2 protein-coding genes are annotated in these 2,314 nt (G+C 59.6%); both read right to left on the reverse strand.

Translation table 11 applies throughout. The features are described 5' to 3' along the window. Positions 1-1,157 (reverse strand): malonate decarboxylase subunit alpha (locus tag WBR57_RS18540; RefSeq protein WP_424085383.1); only part of this gene is annotated, 1,157 nt, incomplete at its 3' end. A gap of 119 nt (positions 1,158-1,276) precedes the next feature. Further along, positions 1,277-1,999: a hypothetical protein gene (locus WBR57_RS18545; protein WP_424085385.1), complete on the reverse strand. Its 723-nt coding sequence runs from the start codon at positions 1,997-1,999 to the stop codon at positions 1,277-1,279. Between the last annotated feature and the right edge of the window lie 315 nt (positions 2,000-2,314).

The raw sequence follows: 2,314 nt of genomic DNA on the forward strand, positions 1-2,314 counted from the left end.
CCCATGTTCGGCGCGCCACCGAACCCGGCAAGACGGCCACGGGTCACGGTGGAGGAATGCCCGTCGCCGTCCACTTGCAGGGTGGCGCCGATAAACAGGTCTACCGCGTACTGGCCGGCCAGCTGGCAGAACATCCGGTTGGAACGCATCGAGCCGTCGCGGCCGGTGAAGAACACGTCCGGGCGCGCGGCGATGTAGTTCTCCATGCCCAGTTCGGTGCCAAAGCAATGCACACTTTCGACCCAGCCGCTTTCGATGGCGGGGATCAGCGTCGGGTGCGGGTTGAGGGTCCAGTTGCGGCAGATTTTGCCTTTGAGGCCGAGGGATTCGCCGTAGGTCGGCAGGATCAATTCGATGGCGGCGGTGTTGAAACCGATGCCATGGTTCAGCGACTGCACATTGTGTTTTTCGTAGATGCCACGGATCGCCATCATCGCCATCAACACATGCACCGGCTTGATGTGGCGCGGGTCGCGGGTGAACAGCGGCTCGATGTAGAACGGCTTGTCGGCCACCACCACAAAATCCACCCAACTGGCAGGGATGTCGACGCGAGGCAGATCCGTGACGTCATCCACCAACTGGTTGACCTGCACGATCACGATGCCGTCGCTGAACGCGGCGGGTTCGATCAGCGCCGGGGTGTCTTCGGTGCTGGCGCCGGTGTAGATATTGCCGGCGCGGTCGGCCATGAACCCAGCCGAGAGCACGACGTTGGGGATCAGGTCCACCACCAGCCGCGCGTAGAGTTCGATGTAGGTGTGGATCGCGCCGATTTCCAGCAGGCCGTCTTCGAGCAACTGGCTGATGCGCAGGGACTGGGTGCCGGCGAAGGAAAAGTCGAGCTTGCGGGCGATACCCTTTTCAAACAGGTCCAGGTGCTCGGAACGCCCGACGCTGGGCATGATCATGTGCAAATCGTGGAGCTTGGCCGGGTCGGCCTTGGCCAGGGAGCGCGAGAGGAAATCGGCCTGCTTCTGGTTGTTGCCCTCCAGCACCACGCGGTCGCCGGGCAGGATCAACGCTTCCAGGGCCTCGACGATCTTGTCGCTGGGCAGCACCGCCCCGTCTGCGTATTGTTTGACCAGCCCGAGGCGCCGCTGCTTCTCGTCGCGCCGCCGCGTCCAGCGCGAGTCGGGGGTGATGGTTGTTGTCATGGTCGCTCCACGGGTTTGCTGTCGTGGGCTTACCTTAGGAGTGAAACCATGGGGCATCAATCAAGCTGGGCATTGGACTGTTACGCCTAGGTTAATGATGAATCAATGAATACGCGTATTCAGGCGCTGCGCCATTCGGTGCGGTGGAACCAGATGGTCCGAAGCAGCGCCAATGCCGCAAATACGTGCAGACCCAGCACCGCCGGCGCGCTCCAATCCCACACCCCTGCCAAGGCTTGAGCGTAAACCGGCAGCAGCAGCAAAAGCAGCGCCATCAGCGCGCCGGCACCCAGTTGCTCCCAGTTTTTCAAGCGGTTTACACGGGAAGCAATCGCGTAGCCCAGCAGTGCGCCGAGGCACACAATCAGCAGGCTCAGCAGGTCATGTCCATTGATGGGAGGGAACCCCAGCCAGTTAAACAGCAGGCCAAAGGCAAGCAGGGTGAGCGAGCAAATCGCGAAAAATACAAAGGCATATTCCAGCGCGTCCAGCAGGCGATCACGGATGAACCTTCGGGCCTGTGTTTCTTCATCCAGGGTCGGCCTCTCGGTTATCGCCACCGCCAGCAGGCCTGAACCGAGCCCACCCAGGGTCATGACCACGAAATTGCTCATCACGCCCTTGATAGCCTGTTCCGCGCCGATGAGGTTCAGGCTTTCCAGATACACCAGAATAAACACCGCGCCGGCTGACGTAATCATGAAGCCCCACAGCTTGCCGCGGTTGGACTGCACGTTCATGGTCACTGCCGCCGTGAGCACCAGCACCGCAAACCACATCAGCAGCACGCCGGTAAAACTGTTGAGGTTGTACAGCCAGGCAAACCCGTCCAAAAGCCACATTGCGTCGATACTTCTGTCGAAAAACTCCCCTCGGTATCGGCAGTGGGGTGGGGATCTTTACGATGGGAGGGGACCGCATGATGGGTGGCAGTTTTCCAGTACAGAACAAATCACCTGTGGGAGGGGGCAAGCCCCTCCCACGTTTGTTCAGTGGTGTTAGAAAAAACTGTGTCATGTCCATTCATGGTCAGCTAACAAGGTCCCTTTTTGGGAACGATCAAGTCTTAAGCGGTTGGGATATAGGAAACGATCATTCAGCAAATACTGGATTCGAGCCGAATGAAGATCGAAATGTGGGAGCTGGCTTGCCTGCGA

It is taken from the genome of Pseudomonas sp. (genome assembly GCF_049590575.1).
GTDB lineage: Bacteria > Pseudomonadota > Gammaproteobacteria > Pseudomonadales > Pseudomonadaceae > Aquipseudomonas.